Source organism: Streptomyces sp. 4F14 (assembly GCF_048159485.1).
In the GTDB taxonomy this organism is placed as follows: domain Bacteria; phylum Actinomycetota; class Actinomycetes; order Streptomycetales; family Streptomycetaceae; genus Streptomyces.
On sequence record NZ_JBLRVY010000292.1, the window covers coordinates 1 to 349 of the forward strand.

The 349-nt window shown below is 65.9% G+C and carries 1 protein-coding gene; it reads left to right on the forward strand.

The window, feature by feature from the left end:
* Positions 1–68 precede the first annotated feature (68 nt).
* A partial coding sequence (locus ACLZOT_RS50780; RefSeq protein WP_416976091.1) for a hypothetical protein occupies positions 69–349 on the forward strand: 281 nt, incomplete at its 3' end.

Here is a 349-nt window from a genome sequence, read left to right on the forward strand (position 1 = left end):
TCAACTTCGACTCGCAGTCAGGGCTGTGCGGGGCGGCGCTCTGTCGGAGCCCGGCGATTCCGCAGGCCATGGCTGTGCATGCGCAATCCGTGTTCATCCGGTCCGCTCTGTTCGACGCATTGGCGGCTAGGTGGGGCGGTGAGCCGGACATCCGCGATTTCATCCGGTCGAGGGTGCTCACGGATCCGCACCAGGATGCCCGCACGGCGGCTCTGGGTCTCCTTCATGAACTCAGTCCGGACGACGACGATGTCGACGCTCTGATCGAGCGATGTTCCGTCAGCGACCCCTCGCCGGAAGTCCGCGGCCTCGCGCTGTCCTTCCGGAAAGACCCGGAAACCGGCGCACT